The sequence below is a fragment of the Candidatus Binatia bacterium genome, from assembly GCA_036504975.1.
Classification (GTDB): domain Bacteria; phylum Desulfobacterota; class Binatia; order UBA9968; family UBA9968; genus JAJPJQ01.
Genome location: DASXUF010000105.1, coordinates 58,093 through 84,679 on the forward strand (window position 1 = coordinate 58,093; position 26,587 = coordinate 84,679).

Consider the following 26,587-nt stretch of genomic DNA (forward strand, 5'->3'; position numbering starts at 1 on the left):
ACCTATCTCCTTCCTTCGCTGATCGCGTAGCGCAGGGCCGCGAGCTTCCGCCCCAGCAAAACGAGACTGGTCTCGTACGAAAGCGAGTTCTCGACCAGGTTCGCGATCTGCCGGTCGAGATCGACGGAGTTGCCGTCCAATTTGGCTTCGGCTTCCTGCACGACGAGCGCCGGTTCGATCGCGCCGCCCTGCGGAAAACCAATCGAGGGCGCGCTGATCAGTTGAATGCCCGGCGTCTTCGGAAACTGAACCGGCGCGTTTTCCGGCGCGACCAGCGCGCGCAGCGCCGCGGCAAAGTCGATGTCCTTGGCGCGGTATCCGGGCGTGTCGGCATTGGCGATATTTCCCGCCAAAAGCTCATGCCGCATCGAGCGCAGCCGCATCGAAAGCTGAAGCAGGTCGTGCGTCGCATTGAACAGTGTAAAGCCCGCCATTATGCCTCCATCTGACATTGCCTAAGCCGGTACTGCTTAAGCTTGTTGCGCAAGGTCCTGACGCTGATGCCGAGGAGCTTCGCCGCCTCGGTGCGGTTGTTGCGGACCTCCGCTAGAGTCTTCCAGATCAACTTCTCTTCCATCTCCCTGACCGAGATGCCGGGCGCGATCTTGTCCACGCCGTTATTGGCCGAAGGCGTTTCGGGCGCCGCCGCAATCGCGTTCCAGACTCTCGACTGCGCGCCCACGACCGCCGCCATGTCGTCGTCCAGGAGCAGATGCTCCCGCTCGATGAGCCCTCCCGCGGCGATGATCGCCGCCCGTTCGAGCACGTTGAAAAGCTCGCGAATATTGCCCGGCCACGCTCGCGCCATGAGCTCGGCCAGCGCCCCGGGCGAGAGCGAAGTTTTTTTGTAGCCCCGGCCGGAAAAAAAGTCGCGCGCCAGCGGCTCGATGTCCTGCATTCTCTCGCGCAGAGCGGGAAGCCGGAGCGGAATCACGTTGAGGCGGTAAAAAAGATCTTCGCGGAAAGTCCCCGCGCGCACCATCTCGCGGAGATCGCGGTTGGTCGTGGCGATGACGCGCGCGTCGATCGCGAGCGGCCGTTTTCCGCCCAACCGGTCCACTTCGCGCTCTTGCAGCACGCGCAAAAGCTTGGCTTGCAGCGCCAGCGGCATCTCGCTCACTTCGTCGAGCAGCAGGGTTCCCTTGTGCGCCAGCTCGAACTTTCCCGGCTTGGCGGCGACGGCGCCGGTGAACGCGCCTTTTTCATGGCCGAACAATTCGGATTCCAAAAGACCTTCGGGGAGCGCGGCGCAGTTGACGGCGACGAAAGGCCCGCTGTCGCGCCGGCTGCGCACGTGGATGAAGCGCGCGAGCAATTCCTTGCCCGTGCCGCTCTCGCCGGTGATCAGGACCGCGGCGTGCGACTTCGCCACCTGCGCGGCGAATTTGAGCAGCGCGTGCATTTGCGGGTGCGTCGTCACGATATCGTCGGTCGCGAGCTCGCCGCGCGCGCCGTCGGCGCCGTCGGTGAGCGCGTTCTCGACGAGCGAGATCAGCTCGCGGTAGGAAAACGGCTTGACGAGAAAATCGTAAGCGCCGACCTTCATCGCCTCGACGGCTTCCGGCACCGTGGCGTAGCCGCTCACCATGATGAACGGGATGCCTTGAAAGCGCTTCAGAAGCTCCATCCCGCCCACGGCCGGCATGCGCACGTCGCTCACGACGAGGTCCACGCCGCCCTGGTCGATCGCGTGCCCGGCCTCTTCGCCGTCGGCGCAGGCCGTCACGCCGTAGCCGGCGGTCTTGAGCGCTTCGTCGAGCGCCGCGCGCATCGTCGGGTCGTCATCAGCTATCAGAATCTGTTTCTGCATATTCCTCCACGCTACCAGCAACAGGCAGCAGCAGAACGAAACGGCTTCCGCGTCCCGGCTCCGACGTGACCTCGATGGAGCCGTGATGAGCGCGGACGATCTTGTGCGTGAGCGCGAGACCCAGGCCGGTCCCCGCCGCCTTTGTGGTGAAAAAAGGATCGAAGATGCGCTCGCGATTTTCCGGCGCGATCCCGATTCCGTCGTCGATGATACTCAACTCCAGGGTTCGATGGATGCGGCCGTTCACGGTGTAGCGCGGCGAACGCGTCACCGTGAGCCGCACTTCTCCTCCGTCGGGCATCGCCTCTTTCGCGTTGGCCACGAGATTGAGAAGCGCCTGCGCCAGGAGCCCGCGGTCGCCCCATAGAGGAGGGAGCCCGGGCTCGATATCCAAATTGAGCCGCCATTGTCCCGAGCGGAAAAGCGGGCTCGTCAGCTCTTTCAAGTCGCGCATCAACAAACCGACCGGCACCAGATCGGCCGCGATCGCTGGCTCGGCGCCGAAAGAAAGCAAATGGGAAATCGTCGTGTAGAGCCGGTTGACCGCGCTCAAAATCTCGCCGGCCACCCTCTGGCTGTCGGCGTCGCCCTTTTCTTTGAGCAGCGAAGCGTAAAGCTCGATGCCGCCGAGCGGGCTCCGGATCTGATGGGCCATCTCCGCCGCCATCTCGCCCAGCGCGGCGAGCCGGCGCGTCCGCGCCGCCTCCGCTTCGAGCCGCTTCAGCCGCCCCACGTCCTGGAGCACCAGCACGTAGCCGCCGCTCTGATTCTCATGGACGACGATTTCCGAGATCGTTAGGTGCACGGGGACGGTCGTCCCATCGGGCAATTTGACGCTGCGTTCGCATTCCAGGGGGAGAACGTCGCGCCGGCCCTGTTCGAGACAGCGCATCAATCTTTCGCCCGTGAGCCGGGACAATTGCTCGCGACTGCCCTCGCCCGCCAGCTCCGTCCAGCGGCGATTGACGAGCGTGGGATTGAGCTCCGGGTCCAGCACCAGGACTCCGGCTTTGAGACTCTCCAAAATCGACAGCAGATAGGCGCGGGCCCTCTCGCGCTCGAACAGGCTTTTTTCCAGCTCGCGATTTTTTCTTTCCAGCTCGCCGTCGAGGTTGGCGACGCGGAGCTGGAGCCGTCGATATTCCTGGGTCAGCTCGATGCTGCTTTGTTGGAAGCGCGAGATCAGATCGGCGAGGACGCCCACGTCGACTTCGGCGGTTGTTTGACAGATTTGCTCAGCAACGGACTGCATGATTTTTCACTTTCGCTCGGCAAAATTTGCAATCGTTGTGCCAGTTATTTCCGGCGCCCAAGAACATGCATCACGCCCTTACGTCACGACGCGGCAAGGCCCGTCATGCTGCCGTCGGGAAAAATTTGCCGCCCCGCCGTCAAGGAAAACCGGTCGCGCGTCAAGTTCCCGACGGAAGACAGCGGCAGCGCGAATTGGCGCGCGATCTGCTCCTGGCGCCTGAGACGCTCGACCAGGGTCGTGCGGTTGAGTTTCAATAGCTCGGCGGCGCGGCTCTTGTTGCCGCCGGTGCGCTGAAGGGCCTGGCGCATCAAATCGCCTTCGATGATTTTCAACAGCGCGTCCAGATCCACGCCTTCGTTAGGCAGAGAGACGGCGGCGCTTATCTCGCCTTTTGCCACGCGCTTCTCGGCGAGATAACCGGGCAGATCCTTGGCGCGGATCACTCCGTCTTCGTTCAGGACCACGAGGCGCTCCATCAAATTCTCCAACTCGCGAACGTTCCCCGGCCAGTCGTAGCGCTTGAGCAGCTCTAAGGCTTCGCTCTCGATGGTCTCGATGGCTTTGCCTTTTTTTCGGCTATGGAGGAGGAGAAAGTGGCCGATCAAGAGCGGAACGTCTTCCCGACGTTCCCTGAGCGGCGGCAGAAAAATCGGCAGGACGTTCAGGCGATAGAACAGATCTTCACGAAAGCGCTCTTCCGTCACCGCCTGTCGTAAATCTCTGTTGGTTGCGGCTATGACGCGGACGTCCACGCGCACCGCCTTGTCGCTGCCGACCGGCTCGAATACCCGATCTTGCAAGACGCGGAGGAGCTTGACCTGGAGCTTCGGGCTCATCTCGCCGACTTCATCGAGAAAAAGCGTACCGCCGTGCGCCAACTGGAACCGTCCCTGGCGGGCGTTCACCGCGCCGGTGAAAGCGCCGCGCACGTGTCCGAACAGCTCGCTCTCCAAAAGCTCTTCCGGGATCGCCGCGCAGTTGACCGGCACGAAGGGCTGCGAAACCCTGTTGCCCATGTTATGGATGGCGTTGGCGACCATCTCTTTGCCGGTGCCGCTCTCTCCCATGATCAGGACGGTGGCATCGCTGCCTGCGAGCTTGAGGATGAGATTGAAGATTTGCCGCATGACCGGGCTCCCGGCCACCATGCCGATGGTTTGCCAAGGCAAGCTCGCCGCCGTCTGATCGAGTAAAGAGTCGATGCTTGTCGTCATAATTTTCCTTCCTTGGAGTCAAAAACTGCCGCGCGATTCGCTCGGCGCGGGAAAATTTTTCCGTGTGATGATTCGGTGGCGCTCTGCAATTTGAAAGCCAGGGTCGGGCGTGAAGAGTTCGGTGGATATTGAACGAAGGCGTCGGCCACGCCGAATAGCGTCTGAGTCGTTCCTTCTAACTCATGTTGCTGTCGTCGATTTGCGATGGATCACGCTTGAGCGGGTCAGCTTTCTTTCTTCAACGAAAATTTCTTTTTACGCACGCAACGAAGTTCTACGCATCGCGAACAGATGCCGACAAGGCGGCAAAAAAATAACGCGTCGTCCAACTCGCGCTAAAAATTTAACGAAGCGCGAAGCGCTGTCTCGATTTGTCCCGACACGCTCCACGGAGCGCCATGGAAGATAACGCTTGACCCAAGACGGCGCTTTAGAGTATTTATTGCCCGAACTTCTAAATTCCGCCTCTAGGAACGCGCTTATGGCCGGTCGCAAATGTGAAAGGGTTAATCCCAATCTCTTCTTATAGAGACAGGTCAGAACATGAGCACTAATCTTCGAAATCGTTATTACTCTCCTGGACTTCATCGAGGAAGACCGGTCGCGGAAAGTCCCTCCTGGCGAGCGGGTAATGCATGCGCTTATGGGTATAATGTATGGGGCATTCCTGGCGTGCTTACTGCCGGAGCTTATGATCTGGTTCCAAAGACCATCCGGCTTCACACGGCACGACTATGGATGGCTCAGTTGGATCTTAACCACGATGGCGGTCGGAGTAACGATCTCGGGTGCAAGAGATTTAGTCGCCGTATGGCCGAAAGCGGCAGCAAGAGATTTGCTGCAACGTGACCGCGCCTAACCGCTCGCAGCGGACGCGCCGAGCAATGAAACGGGTTGAGATTGAAGTCCACAGTTTGTAGAATGCTTCGAGGAGATTTTCCTATGACATTCCCTGTCTTGGTAGAAGCTTGTGACGGTCAGTTTGCGGCGTCTCTTGTGGGGGTACCGAAGGTGCGCGTGGTAGAACCGACACGCTCCCAGGCCATCGATGCCCTAAAAGCAGAGATTGAGCGCCGCGTCGCCCTTGGCGAGCTTCTCGCCCTGGACATTGAGACGCTTGGTGTTTCCGACTTGGCCGGGAAGTACAATACAGACCCGACGCTGAGCACGATCCGTGACGATGCCTACCAGGCACGCGATGCCGACCGAGGCCGATGATCGCGTTCGACACGGATGTGTTGACGGAGATCCTGCTGGGGAACGCGGCTTTTGTGGCGCGGGCGGCGGCGATTCCGATGCGCGAACAGGCTGTCCCCGTGATCGTAATCGAAGAAATCATGCGGGGCAGACTCAATGTCATCCGGCAAGCCGAGGCAGGCATAGGCGGCGCCAGCATCGCACGCGCCTATGAACTGTTCGAGGAAACTTTCAGGGACTTTCGCCGTCTTCACATCCTTTCGTACACGACTCAGGCAGAGACATTGTACCAACAGTGGCGCCAACAGGGGATTCGTATTGCCACGCACGATTTGCGGATTGCTGCTCTTTGCATTGCACATCCTGCCAGATTGATTTCACGTAATCGCCGGGACTATGAACGTGTACCTGGGTTGATGGTCGAGTTCTGGGAGTGAGCGTCCTAATTCAGCGTGACACCGACCAGAGTGATATTGACCTTTCTGCTTTCGCCTGTCGCTTACATCTTGGTTTATATGACGGCGATAGCTGTATTTCTTCAATTCGCCGCTCTCGATAAAATTTCCGGAGTACAGTTTTATATGCCAACGTACTTCTTCTATGTTCTTCTTAGCATCCCGATCTTCCTTTTGGTTCGTCGATTCTATGGTTGGACCTTCATTTCGTGTTCGGTCTCGGCTTTACTGGTTGTCGCCGTGCCCGAAATCCTGACCGGTTCGTGGCCAGATCACGCACCGGTCTCTGCTTATCAACTTTGGTTATTGTCTGCTGTTGCGTCCTTAGTTTACGGGTGCGTATTTTGGTTTCTGGCTCCGCGCAAGTTTCGCCAAAAGGTTGCAAGCTAAATTTCGCTTGATCGTTAAGCTGTGAACTCCGGCATAGGAGGTGATCGATGAGCGCCTCTACGGAAAAGCATGTCTGGGCCGGTGGAGCGGCGTACGAGCCTTATGTCGGCCGGTGGAGTCGGATCGTGGCGCGGGAGTTTGTCGATTGGCTCCGTGTCCCACCTTCCGCTCGCTGGCTGGAAGTAGGATGCGGGACCGGAGCGCTTACCGAGATCATTTTGCGTCAAGCAAGTCCGGCCTCGGTCCACGGGATTGACCCATCAGATGGATACCTTGCTCTCGCCCGCGAACATATTCGGAACCCGCGAGTCCGGTTCGAGAAAGGCGACGCGCGCAACCTCGCGGTCGAATCGGAAAAGTATGACGCGGCCGTCTGCGGATTGGTCCTCAATTTCATATCGGATCTACAGGCCGGCATGTCCGAGTTGGCGCGCGTCGTTCGTCCGGGCGGGGCGATCGCGGCGTATGTGTGGGATTACGCCGGAAAGATGGAGTTGATGCGCTATTTTTGGGATGCCGCCGTCGCCCTCAAGCCCGAGAATCTGGAGCGCGACGAAGGCCGCCGATTCCCGATCTGTAAGCCGGAGCCTTTGAAGAAACTTTTCGAGAGTGCCGGATTGAAAAACGTGGAAACCCGCAGCATCGACGCACCGACTCACTTCCGGGATTTCGATGACTATTGGACGCCATTCCTCGGCGGGCAATTTCCGGCCCCGGAATATGCGATGTCGTTGAGCGAAGCGGACCGGATCGCTCTGCGCGACCGCATCCGTGCGACTCTCCCATTTGCAGAAGACGGCTCGATACGGTTGATTGCGCGCGCCTGGGCGGTTCGTGGCATACGGTAAAACTCCTGTTTGCAGTAATTTTATACGCTATTTGCCGTGACCGATCTGCGAAAACTACCATTTCTGCAAAGGCTTGAAAATAAACCGGTTCGCGAGTAAAATCCGGCCTTACCTTGGCGCGGCCTGTGACAACCCCCCAACTGAACTTGGCCGTATTTGTGCGTGTACCAAAAGAGCATTCGATGGCGCGCGATGGCATTTTCTTTTCACCCACGCGCCCGCGTACCGTGACGGCTCCCAGGAGTTAAATGGACCGGCATACCAACCCCAACGGCGAACCGGACATGTCCGAAGCCGGGGTCGAGAGACGCGAGGTTCTCGACGCCATCAGCAAAGCCGTTCTCCACCACACGTCTCTCAAGCCGCTGATCCACGACATTCTCGAAATGATTCTTCCGCTCGGCCCGTTCGACATGGGACGCGTGCGGCTTCTCGATCGGCGAACCGACCAAACCACCGTCGTCGGCTCTATAGGATGCACCGTCCTCCGGGACACGGAGGAGACCACGAGGGAGCCGCTGTTAAGAGTCGTCCGCGAGGCGATGAAGAGCGGCAGCCGCGCCCGCGTGATCGACGACGTCGATGCGTTTCCGAATCTCAGAACCGCCAAGAGAGAGGGCATCCGGACCGCGATCTTTTTGCCGATCTTCGACGCCGGGCAGGTCTTGGGTTGCATCGTCTTGGGCAGCCGCTCCGTCATCAAGGTCAGTTCCGAGCGGATCCGGCTGCTGGAGGCGATCGCGAATCACGTCGGCATCGGCATCACCAAGACCCGGATCTTCGAGGAGACGAGCCGGAATTTGGAGCGCGTCCGGGTGCTGCACGAGATCAACCTGGCGGTCACCTCGACCCTCGACCTCAAGTCCGTGCTCGATACGTTGCTCGAAAAAATCGAACAGGCGCTTTCCTTCCCCATCGTCGCGACCGTCCGAATTTTCAACAAGGAAAGTCAAACGACGGAGCTGCTCGCTTGCCGGAACATCGCCATAGAGGACTGCCGAAAAATCGTTCCGGACGGCGTGCGCGGGTTGAGCGGCATCCCGCTCGAAAAGAAGGCGCCGCTCGTCATCCCCAACGCGCTCAAAGATCCGCGCACTCGCTTCCCACATTTTTTCACCGAGAACGGGCTCGTCTCCTACGTCGGCCTGCCTCTGATCGCCAAGGGAGAAGCGCTCGGAACCATCACCATCTTCACCAAAGAAGAGCGCGAGTTCAGCCGCGAAGAGATCGATTTTCTCTCCGCGGTGGCGAGCCACGGCGCGATGGCCATCCATAACTCGCAGCTCTATCACGAAGCCAAAACAGCCAAGGACAAGCAGGAAGAAGCCAACCAGCGTCTGTCGCAACTGCTGCACCAGATCACCGGGCTGTATTCGGCGCTGGCGCCGCTCGACGCGTCGGAAAATCCGGCGCGCATGTTCGAGGACTTTACCGACCGTTTCTATATGGCCGCGGGAGCGGACGCCGTTTCCTTCCGCATATTCGACGAGACCACGTCTTCCTTCGTCTGCGTCGGCTACCGCGGATTCACGCTCGAGCATATGGCGTCGACCGGGGAAGCGGCCCGATTCAGCAACGCGCGGGTGGTTTACGAGACGGGAGAGCCGCTGATCTCCTCCGACATCGCCAAAGACCCCCGGCTGATAGAAAAAAAACAGCTCAAGGCGGGTTTTCATTCTTGCGCCTTTCTGCCCTTCAAGGTCAAAGGGAATGTGCGCGGAGTCATCCACCTCGCCAGCCGCGCGGCCGGTTTTTTCACCGAAGATAAAAAAGACCATCTGCTCGCGCTCTCCCGCCTGGTGGAGATCGTGTTCGAAAACCGGGATCTCTTCGACGAGGTGAAATCGGCGCGGGACTCGCTGGAAAAAGCCAACCAGAGGCTCAAGGCGCGCACCATCCAACAGGCGGTGCTGAACCACTTCGGCCAACTGGCGTTGTCGTCGAAGGCTATCCCAACGCTCCTGGACGAAGCGGCGCTCGAGATCTCGCTCGTCTTGCAAGTCGATTACTGCGAGGTCCTGGAGCTTCTCCCGGCCGGCGATCGCTTGGTTCTGAGGGCGGGGACCGGCTGGAGAAAAGGACAGGTGGGCGAGGCCACGGTGACGAGCGGGATCGAGTCTCACGCCGGCTACACCCTCGCGCAAAACGAGCCGTTGGTCTTCGAAGACTTGAGCCGTGAGACCAGGTTCCGGGGCTCGACGCTGCTGAGCGAGCACGGGGTCACGAGCGGCATCGTCATGACGATCGTCGGTCAAGAGCGGCCCTTCGGCACGATCGGCGCCTACAGCGCCACTCGGCGCGACTTTACCGAAGAACAAGTCCACTTTCTCGTCTCTTTCGCCTACATCCTGGCCACGGCGTTCAACCGCTCCCAGGCGGAACAAAAACTCCGAGAATCGCAGCGCCGCTACGAGAACCTGGTCGAGTCGATCGAGGGCATCGTTTGGGAGGCGGACGCGCAAACTTTCCAGGCGACTTTCGTGAGCCATCAGGCGGAGCGGATTCTGGGCTTTCCGGCGGCTCAGTGGATTGAGGAACCGCATTTCTGGCTCCAGCGCCTGCATCCGCAGGACCGGCGCTGGGTGACCGACTTCTGCAAAAAGGCCACCCGGGAGATGCAGCCCTTTGAATTGGAGTACCGCATGATCGCCGCCGACGAGCGCGCCGTCTGGATCCGAAATATCGTGACCGTCGTGACCGAGAGCCAGCGGCCGGCGAAGCTCCGCGGCGTTTGCTTCGATATCACCGAGCGCCGGCGCATGGAGCGGGAGATCTCGGAAATCAGCGAGCGCGAGCGGCAGAGGATCGGCCAGGACCTGCACGACGAGCTCGGCCAGTTCCTCACCGGAATCGCGTGCATCAGCACGAGCCTGGCGCAGGAGCTGGACGGCAAGTCGATGCGCGAAGCCGCGACCGCGACGCAGATCGCCGACCTCACCAACCAGGCGATCACCCAGACGCGCACGCTCGCGCGCGGGCTCTACCCCGTGGAGCTGCAGGCCAACGGCTTGCTTTCCGCGCTCCAGGAGCTGGCGGTCAACGCCGAGACTCTGTTCGGCATATCGTGCCAGCTCAAGTGCGATCCCAACGTGTCGGTGGCGAACGACGACGTTTCCATCCACCTGTACCGGATCGCCCAAGAAGCGATCGACAACGCCGTCCGCCACGGCAAAGCCAAGCACATCTGGCTGAGGCTCTGGGACCAAAACGGAATCGGCATCATGTCCGTAACCGACGACGGCTCCGGCCTTGCGGGAGTCGCGCGGGACCATCAAGGCATGGGACTCCGCATCATGAAGTACCGAGCGGAGATGATCGGCGGAATCCTGCAAATACGCAAAGGGCACCAAAGGGGCACGATCGTGGAATGCTCGTTCCAAAGAAGGGCCGGCGGGGAGGGCAAAGACGATGTCGAGAGCGATCCCATTGCAGTCAACCTCAAGCAAAAAATCCATTCTGTTGGTCGATGACCATCCGATCGTGCTCGAGGGGCTGAAGCAGTTGATCGAGCAACAGTCCGACTTGATGGTCTGCGGCGAGCTGGCGGACGGCCGGGCGACTTTGCAAACCGTGGACAAGTTGCGGCCGGATCTTGCGATCATCGACATCTCTCTCAAGGGCGTCAACGGCCTCGACGTCATCAAGGCGCTGAGAGAGCAATGTCCGGATCTGCCGGTCCTGGCTTTGTCCATGCATGACGAGACGCTCTACGCCGAGCGCGCGCTCCGCGCCGGGGCCAACGGCTACGTCATGAAGCAAGAAGCGACGAAAAACTTGTTGAACGCCGTGCGCCAGCTTCTCGGCGGCGGCATGTATCTCAGCGAGAACGTCACCGCCAAGCTCTTGTCGCGCATGGCCAAGACCAAGCCCGGAGCGAAGCGCTCCGCTCTCGAGGGGCTGAGCGACCGCGAATTGCAGGTTTTCCATTTGATCGGGCAAGGCGTCGGCACGCGCAAAATCGCGGAGACGCTGCGCTTGAGCGTGAAGACGATCGAGTCGCACCGGGAAAATATCAAAAGAAAACTCAAACTCGAAGACGCCGCCGAGCTGGTGCAGTACGCCGTCTCGTGGCAACAGAACGAAACTCCGCCCCACGCTATAAAGCAATAAATCATAGTTCCAAGCTTCACGAAAAAACCTTCCCAGGCCGGTCGATCGCTCTCACACCAAGAAAAGAAGGGCAGGCACAGGGGCCTGCCCCTACCGCATTTTCGACCATTTGATTTTCTTGAGAGGATCCATCGGGCAAACTCCTAGGGGAATCCCCTAGGAAAAAAACAGGTTGTCACCCTATCCCGTGCCGATGTTATAAAGCGCGCTAAATGAAAACCGGGAAAGAGAGCTTCGAGCCCTCCGTGGTCGCCGGCGATCCGGTGATGTTGAAGCTCAGGGAGCTTATCCGGCGGGCGGCGCCGACCGACGCCACGGTCCTGATTACCGGAGAAACCGGCACCGGGAAAGAACTGGTCGCGCGCACTATTCACGAGCTCAGTCAAAGAGCCGAGAAACCTTTTGTCCCGATCAATTGCGCCGCCATTCCCCACGATCTGCTCGAGAGCGAGCTCTTCGGCCACGCGCGCGGCGCCTTTACGGGCGCGATCGCCCCGCGGCCGGGACTTTTCCAGTTGGCCAAGGGCGGCACCGTGCTCCTCGATGAAATCGCGGAGATGCCCCTCGCCTTGCAGGCCAAGCTCCTCCGCGTGCTGCAAGAAAAAGAGTTGCGGCCGCTCGGCGCCGATCATCCGGTGCCGGTGGACGTCAGGATCATCGCCAGCACGAACAAAGACCTCGAGGTGGAAGTCGCCAAAGGCGCCTTTCGGCAAGATCTGTTCTACCGCCTCCAGGTCATTCCGATCGTCGTCCCGCCGCTCCGGGCGCGGCGCTCGGATATCCCGCTGCTCGCGCACCATTTCCTAAGAAAAATCAACGAGCGTTACGGCGTCTCGGTCGAGATTTCGACCGAGGCGATGGTGCACCTTTGGGAATACGACTGGCCGGGCAACGTGCGACAGTTGCAGAACATGCTGGAACAGATGGTGATCTTGAGCAACAAGGACCGCATCGACATCGAAGACCTGCCTGCGTGCATCGGCGCCGCCATAAAAACAAATCGCCATCCTTCGTGGCCGGTGGATGATCAGACTTTGGAGGACTTGCCCGCAAAACTTGCCGACGCCGCGAAAAGGCAGCCCCATACTTCGTGGCCGGTGGACGAGGGAGGTTTGGACTTACAGCAGGCGCTCGACCACCTCGAGTTCCGGCTGATCGACGAAGCGCTCAGGCTCGCGAAGGGAAAAAAGAGCGCGGCGGCTCAGCTCTTGAGGGTCAAACGCACCACGCTCGTAGCCAAGCTCAGAAAGCGGAGGCGGGGCCTTTTTGACGCGCCGCTCTCGCCCAGGCCTGCGCGCAGCATCGCCAAGGAGGCCGCCGTTTACGCGACCGGAAGTCATGAAGGCCCCGACGGCGTCGAGCTGACCGACCGCGCCGAGCCGGCGACGCGCCTCGGATACCGGCGCGGATAAGGGAGTGTTCTAATGGAAACTCAGAGCAAAAATATCTCTTCGCCCACGGTGCTCGTGGTGGACGACAATGAAACCGTATTGGACCTGCTCGACTTGCTCCTCTCCAACCATGGATCGACCGTCTTGCGGGCGCAAAGCGGCAGCCAATGCCTGGCCATCGTTCAGCGCGAACCCGTGGACCTGGTCATTCTCGACGTGATGATGCCCGGCATGGACGGAATCAAAGTCACCGCGGAGCTCAAGCGGACCATGCCGTCGCTGCCGATCATTCTCTTGACCGCCAAGGACGACCTGGCGACGCGCGCCGCCGCCATGGAGCTCGGAGTCAATGAATTCGTCACCAAGCCGATTCATAATCGGGAGCTGCTTTCCCGCGTCCGCACGCAGATTTCCACCCGCCGCTGGGAGATGGACATAGAACGAACGACCGCCAGCGTCGCGCGGCTGTCCGAGGCCTACGCCGGCAAAGTCGAAAGCAAAGCCTAGCCGGGCTTTTTCATCCTTTCACCAGCCGAGGAGTCCGACACATGGACGTGTTGCAAGAGCTTTCGCAAAGCCTTTTAAACCTGAACTCCGGCCATTCTCTCCCCGTCGTGCTCCAGCGCATGGTGGCGCAAAAAATCCGCGAGCTCAGCGCGCTGACCGCGATCAACCGCAGCATCGCTTCTTCCCTCGACAGGGAAACTCTGCTTTCCCGGATCGCCGCCGAAGCAAAAAATCTTCTGGCGCTCGACGGCGTCGTGATCCGTCTCGTCGACGGGAACCGGCTCATGCGCGCGGCCCACGCGGGCAGCGGCGAGCGGGCGCGAGCGAGGGTGGATATCGACAAGGACGAAAGCCTCAGCGCGACGGCGATCCGCGAGGATCGAACGATAGCCATTAAGAACGTTTCCGATGACGTCGCGCTAAGCGCCCAGTATCGAAAACGCTTGAGCGGGCGGGGTTGCCGGGCCGCCATTTGTCTGCCGTTGCGCGCGGCGGGGCGGCCGGTCGGCGCCATCGTCGGACTATCGGCAAAAGAGCGGGAGTTCCACCCGGACGAAGTCGATCTCATGACGGCCCTGGCGGACCAAGCGGCGATCGCGCTGGAGAAATCCATTCTCCTCGAAGAGACGAAGGCAAAATCGGACGAGCTCAAAAGAATGGGCAAGGAGTTCGAACAGGCGCGCCGCGCCAAGGCGAAATTTATCTCCACGGTCTCGCACGAGCTCAGAACCCCGCTTCAAGTCATCATCGGCTACGCCGATCTGCTCAAGGACGGCATCGTCGGACAGTCGAAGGAAGAGCAAGGCCGGGTTTTGAGCACCATTCTTCAGAACGCCGAGATTCTCGACCGGTTGATCGGCAACGTTCTAGCGCTCACGAAGGCCGAAGTCAATAAAACCGTCCTCGATATCTCGACGGTCGAGGTCGCGGAGGTCATGGATCACATTCTTAGCTTCTCCCGCCGAATCGACCCGGACGGGCGGCTTAAAATTTTATTTGCGACGCCGAGCAATCTTCCGCCGATCTCGACCGACGTCGCCAAACTCGATGCGATTCTCCAAAACCTCGTCGGCAACGCCTGCAAGTTCACCCTTGAAGGCCGAATCGAAGTGCGGGTCGTCGATCTCCCTGGCCGGAACCGCTTGGAGTTTTCCGTCGCCGACACCGGCATCGGGATCGAGGAAAGCGAGCGGGAAAAAATATTCGATGAGTTTTACCAGGGCAAGCAGGCGCAAGCGACGAACCGCACCGGAGTCGGCCTTGGCTTGAGCATCGTGAAAAAATACCTGTCTCTTATGCAGGGAGAGATTCGGGTCGACGGCCGGCTCGGCAAAGGAACTACGTTTACCTTCACCCTGCCTTATTCTATTCCCTAAGGCCCTCTCGGTTGGGTCTTCTCGAACCGAGGGTATAGTCGTTTTCCTTCTCGGAGTCGGCTTTCTTTCGCTGCGGCGCGCGGAGCGGCGCCAGCCGATCGTACAAATCGAGCGCATCAATCACATCGCGCACATCGCGGGTGAGTTGTCTCTTGGAAAGAATCAGCTTAGTCGGGAGGTCGATCGAAGAGCCGGATGGCCGCTTGCGGTCCATTCCGTTCTCGTTCTGCTCGCCGGCGAGACCGTCCGGCGTTTGTGTCTGGCGATAGGTCAGAGCGTCTGCGCCGGCGGGCGACGCTTGAGCGATCGGAGCGAGCGACAATGCCAGGCGCGTGCCGGCCGAGCCGCGCGCCAAAGATGTTGGTGTTGAAGCCGCAGCCAGCGCGTTGGTTTCCGACGCTTTGGGATCGCCGAATACCGCGGCATAGACGCGTTCTCCTATGTCCTTGCCCGTGAAGGCGCCGATCGCGGCGTTGACGACGGAAGTCGCCATGCTGATGAAGCCGCCGGCCCGCCCGTAAATCGCTCCGCCGATGATCCGCGCCACCCCACCGATGCCTTCGCCCGTCCACGCCCGATACAGCGTGGAGATCACCGGGAGATGCTGCAGCGGGTTCAACATGTCGAGGATATCTTTGAAGCTGAAATTCTCTTTGCTCCACCATTTGATAGCGCTCTTCTTTTCGGGCGGCGGAGCTGCTTTGGCCGTAGATGTTTTTTCACTTTCCTCTATTGGTTCCGCAGGCGGCGGCGCTTCGCGGAGCGCGCGCGTCGGCGCGGGAGGCGAAACCGGCCTGGTGACCGTTGCTCCTACAACCGGACAGATGCTCATATCCATCATGATCGTCGCTCGCGAATGAAAAAATGGTAAGACCCTGCTCTACTAAGCAGTTGCTGTGCCAGAGAGAAAAGCTCTACGGAATTCGAGTTTTTAGAAATAGTCGCGAGACAGGGATCGCCGTGAAGAGGCAATTCTTGCCTATCTGGCAGAAATTACCTCCGGCGTTTTAGCTTGAAGAGACCGGCCTCCTTGACGCTGCCGTACTGCGCGATCAGACAGAGACTCTTCAACTGGCCGATTTCCATAAGTTAAAAAATACTTGAGCGTTTGTTTGATAGTTCAAGATTGACACGATTTCAAGTTCGCTTTATGGTGCATGCGTCGTTCACGAATAGGTGACTTGCCCATGATGGACCTGAGACAATTTCTAAAATTTTTGGCAGCCGAAGGCGAGTTGCAAAAAATAACCGCGCCCATCGATGCCAAGCACGAAATCGGCGCGGTCTGTAAGATTTTGAACGAGCGGGCGGGCAGCCCGGCGGTGCTCTTCGAGAACGTGAAGGGCTCGACGATCCCCGTCGTCGGGCAGCTCCTCTTCGGCGACAAGCGGGTCTCCATGGCGCTGGGGCTCTCGCAGGAAAACGTCTTCGACGAGACCGTCAAGCGGGCTACCAATCCAATTGCGCCGCGACTCGTCGGTAATGGACCGTGCCAGGAAGTCGTCATGGAAGGAAGCGCCGTCGATCTGACCAAGCTGCCGATCTGCACCAACAATCCCAACGACGGCGGTCCTTATATCACCGCGGGCCATGTCATCATCAAAGATCCCGAGTACGGCATGAACCTCGGCATCTACCGGATGATGCTGATGTCGAAGAACGAAGTCAGCCTCAGGCTGACTCCCGGCCACGACGGCTACGACTTCATGAAGAACGCGGAAAAGCGCGGGCAGAAAAAATTCGAAGTCGCCGTTTGCGTCGGCGTGCCGCCGGCGGTTTACGTCGCCTCGCAGTTCGAGCCGCGCCTCGGCGTCTATGAGCTGGAAATTGCCGGCGGGCTCGCCGGCGAGCCGGTGGAGGTCGTCAAGTGCCGGACAGTCGATCTGGAAGTTCCGGCGCTGGCTGAGATCGTGCTCGAAGGCGAGCTCACGATTCCTCCGAAGACCGGCACCGAAGGACCGTTCGGAGAGTTTTGCGGCTATACGACGCAAGCCGTCCCCAACGAGCGCATCATGACCATCAAGGCGGTCACGCACAGGAAAAATCCCATCTGGCACAACATCTGGCTCGGCAAGCCGCCGCACGAGCATCTCTACATCGACGCGCTCACCTACGCGGTCGCCGCTTATCTGGAGCTGAAACCGGCGTATCCCGCGCTCAAGATGGCCTACGCGCCGCCGTGGGGAGTTTCGATCGTCCTGGTGCTTCAGGTGGAAGGCCGTCTGAAACGGCCCGGCCTTATGAACAACATGCTGGCCGCCTCACTCTACACGCGGAGCGGCAAGTGGAAGCACGTGATCGTCGTCGATGAGGACGTCAACGTCTACGACCCCAACGAAATTCTCTGGGCGCTTACCACGCGCTTTCAACCGGCGACCGACATGTACGTGATTCCGCGAGGCATCACGAGCAGTCTGGAGCCGTCGTCCACACCGGACGGAGTGACTTCGAAAATGATGGCCGACGCGACGATCAAGCCCGGCTTCCGCGGCCAGGTAGCGGAGCCGACGGATGAAATGAGAGGAGCGGTTCTCAAGCGCTGGAAAGAGTACGGCTTCAGGAGCTGAGTGTAAGTTTGCTTGCTCTCCTCTTCGGGAACGGTTGAAACCGTCGCCTTGAGGCGAAGTACATTTACGAAGTCTTCGGAGGAGACGAGCCAGATTCCCCCTCGCCCGCTTGCGGGAGAGGGCAGGGGTGAGGGCTCGACGGTCAGCGCCCCCTCACCCTTCACCCTCTCCCCCACAAAAAACGTGGGGGAGAGGGAACAGTTTTGGACGGCTTCGAACCGATGGCTTCGAATCCCTCGCCTTACTAATGGAATTATAAGTTGATTCAGGTTCGCACATGAAAGTTACCAGCGCAAAGAAAAAAAATAAGCCGGTCACCCTCGGTGCTATTCCCCGCGTCGGCTCCGGCACGCCGGCCGGCGAATGGCTCAGAAAATACTGGCTGGTCGTCGGCGCGGCGGCGGAGCTTCACGACATTCCCAAAGCGGTCAAAGTTCTCGGCGAAGAGCTGGTGCTGTTTCGCGATCCCAAAGGTCGGATTGGACTGCTCGGTTTGCATTGCCCCCACCGCGGCACGTCGCTGGAGTACGGCGACATCGAGGATCGCGGCATACGTTGCGCGTATCACGGATGGCTGTTCGACGTATCCGGACAGTGCCTGGAGCAGCCGGCGGAGCCGAAGGACAGCGTGTTTTGCCAAAAAGTAAAGCATCTGTCGTATCCAGTCCGAGAGCTTGGCGGTCTCGTCTTCGCCTATCTCGGTCCTCATCCTGAAAAGCCGCCTCCCCTGCCGCGCTACTCCTGTTTGGTCGACCGTGGCGGTGAGAGGCAGATCGAGCCGGTTCGCTACAACGACTACAACTGGTTCAACTTCTTCGAAAATTCCGCCGACCCGTGCCACATCTGTATTCTTCACCGCCACACAGGCTACGGCGAGCAATCCTGGGGCGACCAGTTCTTCAGCTACGAGGAAATGCCGGACTTCGAATACGTCGAGACCGACTACGGCATGAAGGTGGTCATGACCAAACCGGGACCGAGCCCGGGGACCGAGTTCGTCGATACGATGACGCTCGCGCTTCCCAGCATCATCCAGGTCGGCGACACCGAGTTTGTCCACGCGCGCGTGGACGCGGTGAAGCTCATGACCGAGGGCTCGCAATGCGAGCACGTGCTCTTTCTCACGCCCAACGACGACCAGCGCTTCACGATTTTTACCGTGAATTATTACACGGGCTCGGACCCGAACTTTTTCGAAAAGCTCAAACGGATGCGCGCGACCGAAGTTCCCAAGCAGGAGGTCAAGGAATACGACCGGCGCAAATACATGCCGTTCAAGGGCAACGTCCGGCAGGAAGACATCATGAGCCAATCGACCCAGGGTTTTCTCGGCGAGCGCGCGGAGCGCCTGGCGACTTCCGATCGCGGCGTCATCATGTTTCGCAAGATCGTCCGCGGCGCGATCGTCGCGGCTCTGAAGGGCGACCGGCCGAAGGGCGTCGTTCCCAAGGGACGGGAGAAAGAGATCGTCTACTTCGATTCGTTCACCGGCGTGCGCAAGAGCGCGGCGCGCTGAGAAACCTCGGCTGACTACGCGAGAGATGGATAGGAGGGCTGCATGATTAAAGGAGTCCTGGTTCCGCTCATCACTCCTTTCGATGAAAAAGAAAGAGTCGACGAGGGGATGATGCGGAAGCTCGTCGATTTCTACGTCAAAACCGCCGTGCAGGGCCTCTTCGTCCTGGGCTCGTCGGGGCAGGGCCCGGCCATGTCGATCCCGGAGCGAAAAAAAGCCGCCGAGGTCGCGCTCGATCAGGCCGCATCAAAACTTCCCGTCATCATCCACGTCGGCACCGCCGACGCGGAGAGCACGGTCGAGCTGGCGGTTCATGCAGCGGACAAAGGCGCAGCCGCCGTCGGCGTCGTCCCGCCCTACTATTATTCGGACCACACCGAGTACGAGATCATCTCTCATTACAAGTCGGTTGCAGCAGCCGTAAAGCTGCCGATTTACATTTACGAGAACCCGAAGTATTCGGGGATTTCCATTCCGCCGGATTTGGCCAAGCGGATGAAAGACGCGATTCCGACGATTCGCGGCATCAAGGTCGCCTATGGCCAGGGCGCTCTCCTGGAATACGTGCGCCTGTTTCCGCCGGATGTTTCCGTTTTCACCGGGAACGCGGATCTCTTCGGCCTCGTCCCGTTCGGCCTCGCCGGCATGATCAATCCGCCGACGAGCTTTCTCCCGGAGCTGTGCGTCAGCTTGTGGCGCGCGCTCGACGAAAAACAATACGACAAAGCCGTCGAGATCCAGCAGCGCGTGAATACCGCGGCGCGTCTCGTCGGCGTCGCGCTGCGCCGCTACGGCCGGAGCGCGCTGGGCGAAATCTTCCGCATGCGCGGTTTCGCCGTCAAGCGCTTTCCCAAGTGGGACACAGAGCCGATGCCCAAAGAAGCGCGCGACGGACTGTTCAAAGAGCTGAAAGAATCCGGGCTGCTGCCGGAAGGGTGAGAACAGCATGGCATGCCCGCACTTCGACCCTTCGAGGGGGCTCAGGGCAGGCCCCCTCGACAGCCTTTAGTCCCGAGCCTGTCGAGGGGTCAGTGCGAATGGGCAGGGAGCGCGCCGTTCGTGGTGAGCTTTGTCGAACCATGACGGCGCCTCTGCTCGGTTAAGGCTGGTTTTGTTTATGGAGCAAAAACTCGCAAAACGGATCGTCAACGGCCTCAGCGAGGCCGGGATCGACTTCGTCACCTACTTGCCGGAAACCCGGCTGAGCCAGATTCTTCCCCTGATGCGGGAAGATTCCTCTTTTCAGCTCGCACCCGTCGCCAGCGAGGCCGAAGCCGTGACCATCGCGGCTGGCGCCGTCCTGGGCGGAAAGCAGGCGGCTTGTTACATCGAAAGCACCGGCGTCTATGTATCCTGCTACTCGCTCGTGACCGTCGGCAAGCAGTTGGGCGTGCCGCTGCTCTTGGTTGTCGGCTTTCTCGGCGGCTTTGCCGACCAGCGGAACAGTTTTCTCTATTCCACGATCGGCGCGCATGCCGTTCCAGTACTCGACGCGCTCGCGATCCCGCACGAAGTGATCGAAAGCGGCGAGGGCCTCGAAACCAAAATCAAGAACGCCGTGCGCAGCGCGAACGCCCTCAGGTCGCCGGCGGCGCTCGTCTTCGCGGGAGACTTCACGATATGATCCGCTACGAATGTCTGGAGCTGATGGCGCCGCTGATGACCGACCATCTGGTCGTAACCTCGCAGAGCGGCCAGCGGATCGAATGGAGCCACCTCTCGAACCACGAGGGAAATCTTCTTCTCGGCATGATGGGCTGCGCGCTCGGCATCGGCACCGGCCTCGCCCTCGCCCTGCCACATCGGAGAGTCGTCGTGCTGGAATCCGACGGCAGCATTCTGCTTTCGCTTTTCAATCTGCCGACGCTCGCGCGCTTGAATCCAGCGAATCTCAGCGTGTTCGTCTTCGATAACGGCGTCTACAGCGGCAGCCGCATCAGCGAGCCGACGGCGACCGCCGGACGAACCGACCTTGAAAAGGTCGCGAAAGGCGCGGGCATCCGGCAGGCGATGACGATTCGCAACATCCGGGCATTTAAGAAGGCCGGCATTGCCGCGCTCAAGGGCAAAGGCCTGCGCTTCATCGTCTGCAAGGTCGAGGAGAGCCTCGTGCACAGGAAAATTCCGCGCCCGACGATCGACCTGGCGGAAAACAAATATCGCTTTGTCCGGTATCTCGAGCGAACCGAAGGCAAGGCCATCCCGTTCGTGGGGCGAGGTTAACTATCGAGGTCGGGATATAAGCGACTGCCGTCCGCCCTTCGACAAGCTCGGGACGAACGGCTACATACCAGAAAATTGAAAATTTCCGTTCATGCTGAGCCTGTCGAAGCATGAAGTCGTAACCGGTTTGAAGGAGGCCGCGATGTCGTTAAAAAGTTTAAAGGTCAAGGGTTACAGGGTCGCAGGGGCGTGTATTTTCATTGCACTATTTCACACGGCGTCCACGCTCGCGCAGGAATCCTTTTACAAGGACAAGACCATCCGCTTCGTCGTGGGTTATTCCGCGGGCGGCTCGTTCGATCTTTACAGCCGGCTGATCGCGCGCCACTTCGGCAAGCACGTGCCGGGGAATCCCACGGTGATCGTCGAGAACATGACCGGCGCGGGCGGCATCATCGCGGCGAATTATATCTTCAACCAGGCGAAGTCCGACGGTCTCACCGTCGGCGCGTGGGCCGCGCCGCTGATCCTCCAGCACATCATGGGCAACGAGGCAGCGAAGTTCGACGGCCGGAAGTTCGGCTATCTCGGCGTCCCCAGCCCCTACGACACGCTCTGCACTTTTAACGCCCAGAGCGGCATCAAGACGGCCGAGGATTGGTTTGCCGCCAAACGGCCGATGAAGATCTCTTCGATCGGGCCGGGCACGAGCACCTCCGATGTCCCGAAGCTTCTCCAGGTGGCCTTGGGATTGCCCATGCAGGTTGTCGAAGGTTACAAGGGCGGCGCCGACGCGCGCGTCGCCGTCGAGGCGGGCGAGGTGGACGGTTACTGCGGGTCGTGGCAGACGGTCAAGACAGTCTGGCGCGGCGCGTTCGAGTCGGGAAAAATACGGCCCGTCCTCCTCGCGACGCTGAAGCCCCATCCCGACTTGAAAGACGTTCCGCTGGCGATCAAATACGCCAAGACCGACGAGGCGCGCTTGCTGCTGAGGATCGCCGACAGCGCCCACGGCGCGCAGTTCCCCTACTCGGTTCCGCCCGGCGTGCCGAAAGATAGATTGCAAATTCTGCAGAAAGCGTTTCTCGACGCGCTCAAAGATCCCGAGCTGTTGGCCGAGGCGAAGAAGGCCGATCTGGATATCGACCCCATCGATGGACCGGCGACGGCGAAAACCTTTGCCGACCTCTACGAGATCGATCCCGCGACCGCGGCCAAGCTCAAAGCGATCCTCCTGCCGAAGAAATGATTACGAAGGCAGCAACACGCATGAAAAGAATCTTTATCCTCGCACTACTGGTCGCGGCGGCCACGCTTTTCCGTCCCGGCAATCTCCTCGCCGCCGAAAGAGTGCGCATCGCTTACAGCTCGATCAGCGGCGCCATGGGACCGCTCTGGGCGGCGCACGACCTCGGTTTATTCAGCCGCCAGGGCTTGGACGTCCAGCTCCTTTACATAGGCGGCGGGTCGGTCGTCACGCAGGCGCTGATCGGCGGCGACGTGCAGTTCGTGCGCCTGGGCGCGAGCGCCGTGATACAGGCCTCGCTCCGCGGCGCGAACTTGAAGATGATCGGCAACACAATCAACAGCCTGGTCTTCTCGCTCATGACGAAGCCGGAAATAAAAACACCCGGCGACCTCAAAGGAAAAAAGATCGGCGTGACCCGTCTCGGCGGCTCCACCGATTTCGCTCTCGACCTGGCGCTGAAAAAATGGAATCTCCGCCGGGGACCGGACGTCGCCGTGCTGCAGACCGGCGGCATGCCGCAACTTTTGGGCGCGATCACCGCCGGGAGCGTGGATGCCGGCGTGACCTCGCCGCCGACGAATCTCACGGCCGCGAAGATGGGACTCAAGGAGCTGGTGGACTTCGGCGATCTGCCGATTCAATACCCGAACTCGCCGCTGGCGACCACGCAGGCCTTCCTGGATAAAAACCGCGAAGTCGCGCTACGCGTCGTGCGCGCTTATGCCGAGGGCATTCATCGGGTGAAGACGGATAGAGAGGCTGCGTTAAAGATCTTCGCCAAGTACACCAAGGTGCAGGACGCGGAAATACTCGCGGAGCTTTATCGCATTTACGGCGTCAAGCACCTGGAAAAAATTCCTTACGTCAAACCCGAGGCGGTCGAGGAAGTGCTCAGGTCGGAAGTGAAGACGGGCGCGGCGGCGAAAGCGGCGGACTTCATCGACAATAGTCTCGTCGCCGATCTGGAGCGCGAAGGTTTGTTCCGCAAACTTTATAAATAGGAGATAGCATGAGTTATCGTGATCTCAGAGAATGGCTGAAACAGGTAGACGACTTCGGCGAGCTCCGGACCGTCGAAGGCGCGGATTGGGACCTGGAGATCGGCGCGATCACCGAGATGGCGCGGAAAGAATCGAAGACCGCGCCGTGCATCGTGTTCGACTCCGTCAAGGGTTACCCCAAAGGCCATCGCCTGGCCGTGGGTCTTTTGAACTCGATCAAGCGCGTCGCGCTGACGACGGACATGGCGCTCGATCTGCCGCCGATGGAATTCGTGCGCACGTGGCGCCAGCGCATCAAAGAGATGAAGCCGATCGCGCCGAACGTCGTCAAAGACGGCGACTTCATGGAAAACATCTGGGAGGAAAAAGACGTCGACTTGCTCAGCTTCCCGACGCCGCGCTACAACGTCGGCGACGGGGGTCGCTACATCGGCACGGGGCATCTCACGATCAGCCGCGACCCGGACGAAGGATGGGTCAACCTCGGGACTTATCGAATAATGATCCACGACGAGAAAAACCTCGGACTCTATATCTCGCCCGGCCGCCACGGGCGCATTCAAATGGAGAAGTACTTCGCCCAGAACCGCCCGTTTCCCGTCGCCGTCGCGATCGGCTACGATCCGCTGATTTTCATGGCGTCGGCGTTCGAGGTGCCTTACGGCCTCTCGGAGTACGATTTCGCGGGCGGGCTGAGAGGAGAGCCGATCGACGTCGTCCGCCTCGAGCGCACCGGCCTCCCGGTGCCGGCGACGGCGGAGCTCGTCATCGAAGGCGAATGTCTGCCGTCGGACCAAAAGGCGGAAGGGCCGTTGGGAGAATGGACCGGCTATTACGCCAGCTCGGTGCGCGAAGAGCCGGTGCTGCGCGTGAAGCGGGTTTATTTCCGCGACCATCCGATCATGACCGGCGCGCCGCCGAGCCGGCCGCCGACCGAGGCGACGTTTTACAAAAGCTTCTGGCGCTCGGCGATGATCTGGGACGAGTTGGAAAAAGCCGGCGTTCCCGATATCGCCGGGGTGTGGTGCCCGCCGGAAGGCAACACGCGGCTTCTCACCGTGGTCGCGATCAAGCAGCGCTATCCCGGCCACGCGCGCCAGGCCGGCGTGCTCGCGTCGCAGGTGCACGCGGCGGCGTATCTCGGCCGCTTCACGGTCGTCGTCGACGAGGACATCGACCCCTGCGACATGAAAGACGTGATCTGGGCGATGACGACGCGCTGCGATCCGATCGAGGACATCGAGATCCTCAGGCGCTGCTGGAGCAGTCCGCTCGACCCGATCCTCCCCAAAGACAAAAAGAGCAGGAACGCCAGCTCCAATTCGAGGGCGATCATCGACGCGTGCCGGCCGTACGAATGGATCAAGGATTTTCCCCAGTCGGTGAAAGTTCCCGACGAGCTGGCGAAGCAGGTGCGGGAGAAGTGGGGCAAAAAAATTCTGGATTGACCGTGGGAGGATCGAAAATGCGCCGCGCCATTGTTTCGCTCGCTTTCCTCGTCGCGCTCAGAGGGCTCGCCGATCCCGCGGCTCTCGCGCAGGAGCAGATCACGGTTTCCTATCCCGGACCCGCGATCTTTTTCCTTCCCACCGAGGTCGCCCGCCACCAGGGCCTCTTCAAGCGGCAAAACCTCGACGTCAAGCTCATCCTGACGAAGTCCGACGTGGACCGCGCGGCATTGGCCAGCGCCGAGATCGACTTTACCCTGCGGGGCGGCTCGACCGTTTTGTCCGCGGCGCGCGGCTTGCCGGTGCGGATGCTTTTCGTCGGCACGATCAAGCCCTTTTGGGCCTTGGTGGTCCGCCCCGAAGTCAACTCGGTCAAGGAGCTCAAAGGCAAGGTCATGGGAGTCGCGGGCTTGGCCGGAGCGCATCACATCACTACGAAAGCGATCCTCAAGCAAAACGGATTGGACCCGGATAAGGACGCGGTCTACAAGGTGCTCAACGTCGGCGCGCGCATTCCGGCGCTGCTCTCGGGCTCCATGGACGCGGGATTGCTCGACTACAATGAAGCGTTCCTGGCCAAAAAGAACGGCTTCAAAATTTTGCTCAAGCGATCTACCAGCTCTCGGTCAACAACTTCACCCTGGACGGCACGGTCGAAGAATCCGTATTGAAACCCGTCATCGATCAGCAACTGGCCGAATCGAAGATCAAGGAGGTGCCACTCTCTCAGCTCGCGGATTTCTCACTGCTCCATCAGGTGCTCAAAGAGGGGCGCTGGGCGGGATTGCTCAGTCCACGCGCATCCTATCGATAATGTCATTGCCCCCGGTTCCTCAGGGACAAGCTTTCCAGCCAAGTCCTCGCTCCGCTCGGAATCTCAAATCTCAAATTACAGATCTCACATTGCAATTTAATGGAGGCAACAAGCCCGAGAGTGCGAGCTTGGAGGGCGAGATCACAGGGACATGCAGCGACACGGCAAGCCCGATGGATGGAGTTAGCATAATTGGGGCGGCCGGCGAGGGCGGCCCTCGAGGCAGAAAACTATTGATCTCGCCCGGAGGGCTCGCGCTCTCGGGCTGAGCGCAACAACGACGTAAACAGTCTCTTAATTATTTTATGAACCCGCCGTCCTTCAGCTCGCGCAGGAAGCGCGTGTCGATCAAGTCCTCGGGCTTCAGCTCGCGAATTTTGGGATTTTTCTGGCCGAGATCGTCGAGCACGGTTTTGATCCCCGCCGTCGTCGGCATCGGATTGCTCAATAAAAAATTCTTGGTCAAGACATTGTGGTACTCTTCGATCTCGCTTTTATCTTTTAGCCCGCTATTTTTCTCGATCACGGCGAAGGCCGCCGGCAGGTTGGTCTTGAACTGCCGGATGCCCTCCACGTAGGCCTTCATAAATTCCCGGATCAAATCGGGCCGTTTTTCGATGAGCGCGGCCGAAACGTAGAGCACTCCCTGCGGATATTCCGCGTCGATCTGCGAGAGATCGGCCAGAACCCTCAATCCCAATTTCTTCGCCCGCGGCGTCTGCGACAGCGATAGAATTGAACCGTGAACTTTTCCCGAGGCGATCGCGGCCAGGCGCTCGGGCGAATTGCCCACTTGCAGAATCGTCACGTCTTTCACCGGCTCCAAGCCCCAGGATTTGAGCGCCAGGCGCGTGATGAAATCCGACCCCGAGCCGAACCGGCTGACCGCGACGGACTTGCCTTTTAGATCTTGCGGCTTGGCGATCGACGGCGGCGTCACGAAGCTGTAGACGAATTTGTTGATCAGCGCGGAAATGATTTTAAGCGGGAAGCCCGCGAGATGGGCGCTTACGACCTCGTTCGAAGAGCCGCGGCCGAACTGAACGTCGCCGGCGACCATCGCCTGCACGACCGTCGAGCCGCCGGGGATGTAGACGATCTCCACGTCGAGACCGTATTTTTTGAAAAGTCCCAACTGCTTGGCCAGATGATGCACCTCCTCGCCCGAGCCGACGCCGCTGTAACCCAGCACGACCCGCTCGGCGGTGTACGCGGACGCCGCCGGAAGCAGAACCAGTGCGGCAGCCAAGAAGAAAATATTTCGCGCGCGCATAGT

The 26,587-nt window shown here is 60.0% G+C and carries 23 protein-coding genes; 17 read left to right on the forward strand and 6 right to left on the reverse strand.

Going from position 1 to position 26,587, the window contains the following annotated elements; translation table 11 throughout:
* Positions 1-2: 2 nt before the first annotated feature.
* The 4 genes from flgB to VGL70_13875 form a co-directional block, all read right to left on the reverse strand.
* Complete coding sequence (gene flgB / locus VGL70_13860) at positions 3-434, reverse strand: flagellar basal body rod protein FlgB (GenBank protein HEY3304612.1); 432 nt, start codon at positions 432-434, stop codon at positions 3-5.
* A complete protein-coding gene (locus VGL70_13865) occupies positions 434-1,810 on the reverse strand; it encodes a sigma-54 dependent transcriptional regulator (GenBank protein HEY3304613.1) in 1,377 nt (458 codons plus the stop codon). The genes flgB and VGL70_13865 overlap by 1 nt, the downstream gene beginning before the upstream one ends.
* Complete coding sequence (locus tag VGL70_13870; protein ID HEY3304614.1) at positions 1,785-3,062, reverse strand: ATP-binding protein; 1,278 nt, start codon at positions 3,060-3,062, stop codon at positions 1,785-1,787. Before VGL70_13870 ends, VGL70_13865 begins: the two co-directional genes overlap by 26 nt.
* Positions 3,063-3,145: 83 nt before the next feature.
* Entirely contained in the window at positions 3,146-4,279 is a 1,134-nt protein-coding gene (locus VGL70_13875) for a sigma-54 dependent transcriptional regulator (GenBank protein ID HEY3304615.1), read from the reverse strand.
* Between the two features lie 942 nt (positions 4,280-5,221).
* On the opposite strand from VGL70_13875, the gene VGL70_13880 reads away from it, so the two are divergent.
* The 8 genes from VGL70_13880 (at position 5,222) to VGL70_13915 (ending at position 14,553) form a co-directional block, all read left to right on the forward strand.
* A complete protein-coding gene (locus VGL70_13880; protein HEY3304616.1) occupies positions 5,222-5,497 on the forward strand; it encodes a hypothetical protein in 276 nt (91 codons plus the stop codon).
* Positions 5,494-5,913: a type II toxin-antitoxin system VapC family toxin gene (locus VGL70_13885; protein HEY3304617.1), complete on the forward strand. Its 420-nt coding sequence runs from the start codon at positions 5,494-5,496 to the stop codon at positions 5,911-5,913. Before VGL70_13880 ends, VGL70_13885 begins: the two co-directional genes overlap by 4 nt.
* A 455-nt stretch (positions 5,914-6,368) precedes the next feature.
* Positions 6,369-7,169: a methyltransferase domain-containing protein gene (locus VGL70_13890; protein HEY3304618.1), complete on the forward strand. Its 801-nt coding sequence runs from the start codon at positions 6,369-6,371 to the stop codon at positions 7,167-7,169.
* Between the two features lie 248 nt (positions 7,170-7,417).
* On the forward strand, positions 7,418-10,639 hold the full coding sequence (locus VGL70_13895) for a GAF domain-containing protein (protein ID HEY3304619.1): 3,222 nt from the start codon (positions 7,418-7,420) through the stop codon (positions 10,637-10,639).
* Positions 10,578-11,279 carry a response regulator transcription factor gene (locus VGL70_13900; GenBank protein HEY3304620.1) on the forward strand — a complete coding sequence of 234 codons (702 nt, stop codon included), beginning with the start codon at positions 10,578-10,580 and terminating at the stop codon, positions 11,277-11,279. The genes VGL70_13895 and VGL70_13900 overlap by 62 nt, the downstream gene beginning before the upstream one ends.
* A 212-nt stretch (positions 11,280-11,491) precedes the next feature.
* Complete coding sequence (locus VGL70_13905) at positions 11,492-12,691, forward strand: sigma 54-interacting transcriptional regulator (GenBank protein ID HEY3304621.1); 1,200 nt, start codon at positions 11,492-11,494, stop codon at positions 12,689-12,691.
* Between the two features lie 12 nt (positions 12,692-12,703).
* Positions 12,704-13,177 (forward strand): response regulator, encoded by a 474-nt coding sequence (locus VGL70_13910; GenBank protein ID HEY3304622.1) that lies wholly within the window; start codon positions 12,704-12,706, stop codon positions 13,175-13,177.
* A 41-nt stretch (positions 13,178-13,218) separates the two neighbouring features.
* Positions 13,219-14,553, forward strand: a complete 1,335-nt coding sequence (locus VGL70_13915; GenBank protein ID HEY3304623.1) for a GAF domain-containing sensor histidine kinase — start codon at positions 13,219-13,221, stop codon at positions 14,551-14,553.
* Here the strand turns inward: VGL70_13915 and VGL70_13920 are convergent.
* Positions 14,543-15,394: a hypothetical protein gene (locus VGL70_13920; GenBank protein ID HEY3304624.1), complete on the reverse strand. Its 852-nt coding sequence runs from the start codon at positions 15,392-15,394 to the stop codon at positions 14,543-14,545. The genes VGL70_13915 and VGL70_13920 overlap by 11 nt on opposite strands.
* 346 nt (positions 15,395-15,740) lie before the next feature.
* On the opposite strand from VGL70_13920, the gene VGL70_13925 reads away from it, so the two are divergent.
* The 9 genes from VGL70_13925 (at position 15,741) to VGL70_13965 (ending at position 25,168) form a co-directional block, all read left to right on the forward strand.
* Complete coding sequence (locus VGL70_13925; GenBank protein HEY3304625.1) at positions 15,741-17,120, forward strand: UbiD family decarboxylase; 1,380 nt, start codon at positions 15,741-15,743, stop codon at positions 17,118-17,120.
* Positions 17,121-17,397: 277 nt separating this feature from the next.
* The gene (locus tag VGL70_13930) at positions 17,398-18,636 is read left to right on the forward strand and encodes a Rieske 2Fe-2S domain-containing protein (GenBank protein HEY3304626.1); all 1,239 of its coding nucleotides are present in this window, start codon (positions 17,398-17,400) and stop codon (positions 18,634-18,636) included.
* A 42-nt stretch (positions 18,637-18,678) separates the two neighbouring features.
* The gene (locus VGL70_13935; GenBank protein HEY3304627.1) at positions 18,679-19,575 is read left to right on the forward strand and encodes a dihydrodipicolinate synthase family protein; all 897 of its coding nucleotides are present in this window, start codon (positions 18,679-18,681) and stop codon (positions 19,573-19,575) included.
* 178 nt (positions 19,576-19,753) lie between these two features.
* A complete protein-coding gene (locus VGL70_13940; protein HEY3304628.1) occupies positions 19,754-20,260 on the forward strand; it encodes a hypothetical protein in 507 nt (168 codons plus the stop codon).
* Positions 20,257-20,859 carry a thiamine pyrophosphate-dependent enzyme gene (locus VGL70_13945; protein HEY3304629.1) on the forward strand — a complete coding sequence of 201 codons (603 nt, stop codon included), beginning with the start codon at positions 20,257-20,259 and terminating at the stop codon, positions 20,857-20,859. Before VGL70_13940 ends, VGL70_13945 begins: the two co-directional genes overlap by 4 nt.
* A gap of 142 nt (positions 20,860-21,001) precedes the next feature.
* Positions 21,002-22,048, forward strand: a complete 1,047-nt coding sequence (locus VGL70_13950; protein ID HEY3304630.1) for a tripartite tricarboxylate transporter substrate-binding protein — start codon at positions 21,002-21,004, stop codon at positions 22,046-22,048.
* Between the two features lie 20 nt (positions 22,049-22,068).
* Positions 22,069-23,049, forward strand: a complete 981-nt coding sequence (locus tag VGL70_13955) for an ABC transporter substrate-binding protein (GenBank protein ID HEY3304631.1) — start codon at positions 22,069-22,071, stop codon at positions 23,047-23,049.
* Positions 23,050-23,057: 8 nt separating this feature from the next.
* Entirely contained in the window at positions 23,058-24,497 is a 1,440-nt protein-coding gene (locus VGL70_13960) for a UbiD family decarboxylase (GenBank protein ID HEY3304632.1), read from the forward strand.
* 17 nt (positions 24,498-24,514) lie between these two features.
* Positions 24,515-25,168, forward strand: coding sequence for an ABC transporter substrate-binding protein (locus tag VGL70_13965; GenBank protein HEY3304633.1), 654 nt, complete (start codon positions 24,515-24,517; stop codon positions 25,166-25,168).
* Positions 25,169-25,609: 441 nt separating this feature from the next.
* On the opposite strand, the gene VGL70_13970 is transcribed toward VGL70_13965, so the two are convergent.
* Entirely contained in the window at positions 25,610-26,584 is a 975-nt protein-coding gene (locus VGL70_13970; GenBank protein ID HEY3304634.1) for an ABC transporter substrate-binding protein, read from the reverse strand.
* Positions 26,585-26,587 lie beyond the last annotated feature (3 nt).

Bases quoted from the DNA above. Each gene is read 5' to 3' on its own strand.
- VGL70_13880 (HEY3304616.1), top strand. From the start codon at position 5,222: ATGACATTCCCTGTCTTGGTAGAAGCTTGTGACGGTCAGTTTGCGGCG.
- VGL70_13885 (HEY3304617.1), top strand. From the start codon at position 5,494: ATGATCGCGTTCGACACGGATGTGTTGACGGAGATCCTGCTGGGGAAC.
- VGL70_13870 (HEY3304614.1), bottom strand. From the start codon at position 3,062: ATGCAGTCCGTTGCTGAGCAAATCTGTCAAACAACCGCCGAAGTCGAC.
- VGL70_13875 (HEY3304615.1), bottom strand. From the start codon at position 4,279: ATGACGACAAGCATCGACTCTTTACTCGATCAGACGGCGGCGAGCTTG.
- VGL70_13865 (HEY3304613.1), bottom strand. From the start codon at position 1,810: ATGCAGAAACAGATTCTGATAGCTGATGACGACCCGACGATGCGCGCG.
- VGL70_13930 (HEY3304626.1), top strand. From the start codon at position 17,398: ATGAAAGTTACCAGCGCAAAGAAAAAAAATAAGCCGGTCACCCTCGGT.
- VGL70_13920 (HEY3304624.1), bottom strand. From the start codon at position 15,394: ATGATGGATATGAGCATCTGTCCGGTTGTAGGAGCAACGGTCACCAGG.
- VGL70_13970 (HEY3304634.1), bottom strand. From the start codon at position 26,584: ATGCGCGCGCGAAATATTTTCTTCTTGGCTGCCGCACTGGTTCTGCTT.
- VGL70_13910 (HEY3304622.1), top strand. From the start codon at position 12,704: ATGGAAACTCAGAGCAAAAATATCTCTTCGCCCACGGTGCTCGTGGTG.
- VGL70_13895 (HEY3304619.1), top strand. From the start codon at position 7,418: ATGGACCGGCATACCAACCCCAACGGCGAACCGGACATGTCCGAAGCC.
- VGL70_13900 (HEY3304620.1), top strand. From the start codon at position 10,578: ATGTCGAGAGCGATCCCATTGCAGTCAACCTCAAGCAAAAAATCCATT.
- VGL70_13945 (HEY3304629.1), top strand. From the start codon at position 20,257: ATGATCCGCTACGAATGTCTGGAGCTGATGGCGCCGCTGATGACCGAC.
- VGL70_13915 (HEY3304623.1), top strand. From the start codon at position 13,219: ATGGACGTGTTGCAAGAGCTTTCGCAAAGCCTTTTAAACCTGAACTCC.
- VGL70_13935 (HEY3304627.1), top strand. From the start codon at position 18,679: ATGATTAAAGGAGTCCTGGTTCCGCTCATCACTCCTTTCGATGAAAAA.
- VGL70_13890 (HEY3304618.1), top strand. From the start codon at position 6,369: ATGAGCGCCTCTACGGAAAAGCATGTCTGGGCCGGTGGAGCGGCGTAC.
- VGL70_13905 (HEY3304621.1), top strand. From the start codon at position 11,492: ATGAAAACCGGGAAAGAGAGCTTCGAGCCCTCCGTGGTCGCCGGCGAT.
- VGL70_13960 (HEY3304632.1), top strand. From the start codon at position 23,058: ATGAGTTATCGTGATCTCAGAGAATGGCTGAAACAGGTAGACGACTTC.
- VGL70_13940 (HEY3304628.1), top strand. From the start codon at position 19,754: ATGGAGCAAAAACTCGCAAAACGGATCGTCAACGGCCTCAGCGAGGCC.
- VGL70_13925 (HEY3304625.1), top strand. From the start codon at position 15,741: ATGATGGACCTGAGACAATTTCTAAAATTTTTGGCAGCCGAAGGCGAG.
- VGL70_13965 (HEY3304633.1), top strand. From the start codon at position 24,515: ATGCGCCGCGCCATTGTTTCGCTCGCTTTCCTCGTCGCGCTCAGAGGG.
- flgB (HEY3304612.1), bottom strand. From the start codon at position 434: ATGGCGGGCTTTACACTGTTCAATGCGACGCACGACCTGCTTCAGCTT.
- VGL70_13950 (HEY3304630.1), top strand. From the start codon at position 21,002: ATGTCGTTAAAAAGTTTAAAGGTCAAGGGTTACAGGGTCGCAGGGGCG.
- VGL70_13955 (HEY3304631.1), top strand. From the start codon at position 22,069: ATGAAAAGAATCTTTATCCTCGCACTACTGGTCGCGGCGGCCACGCTT.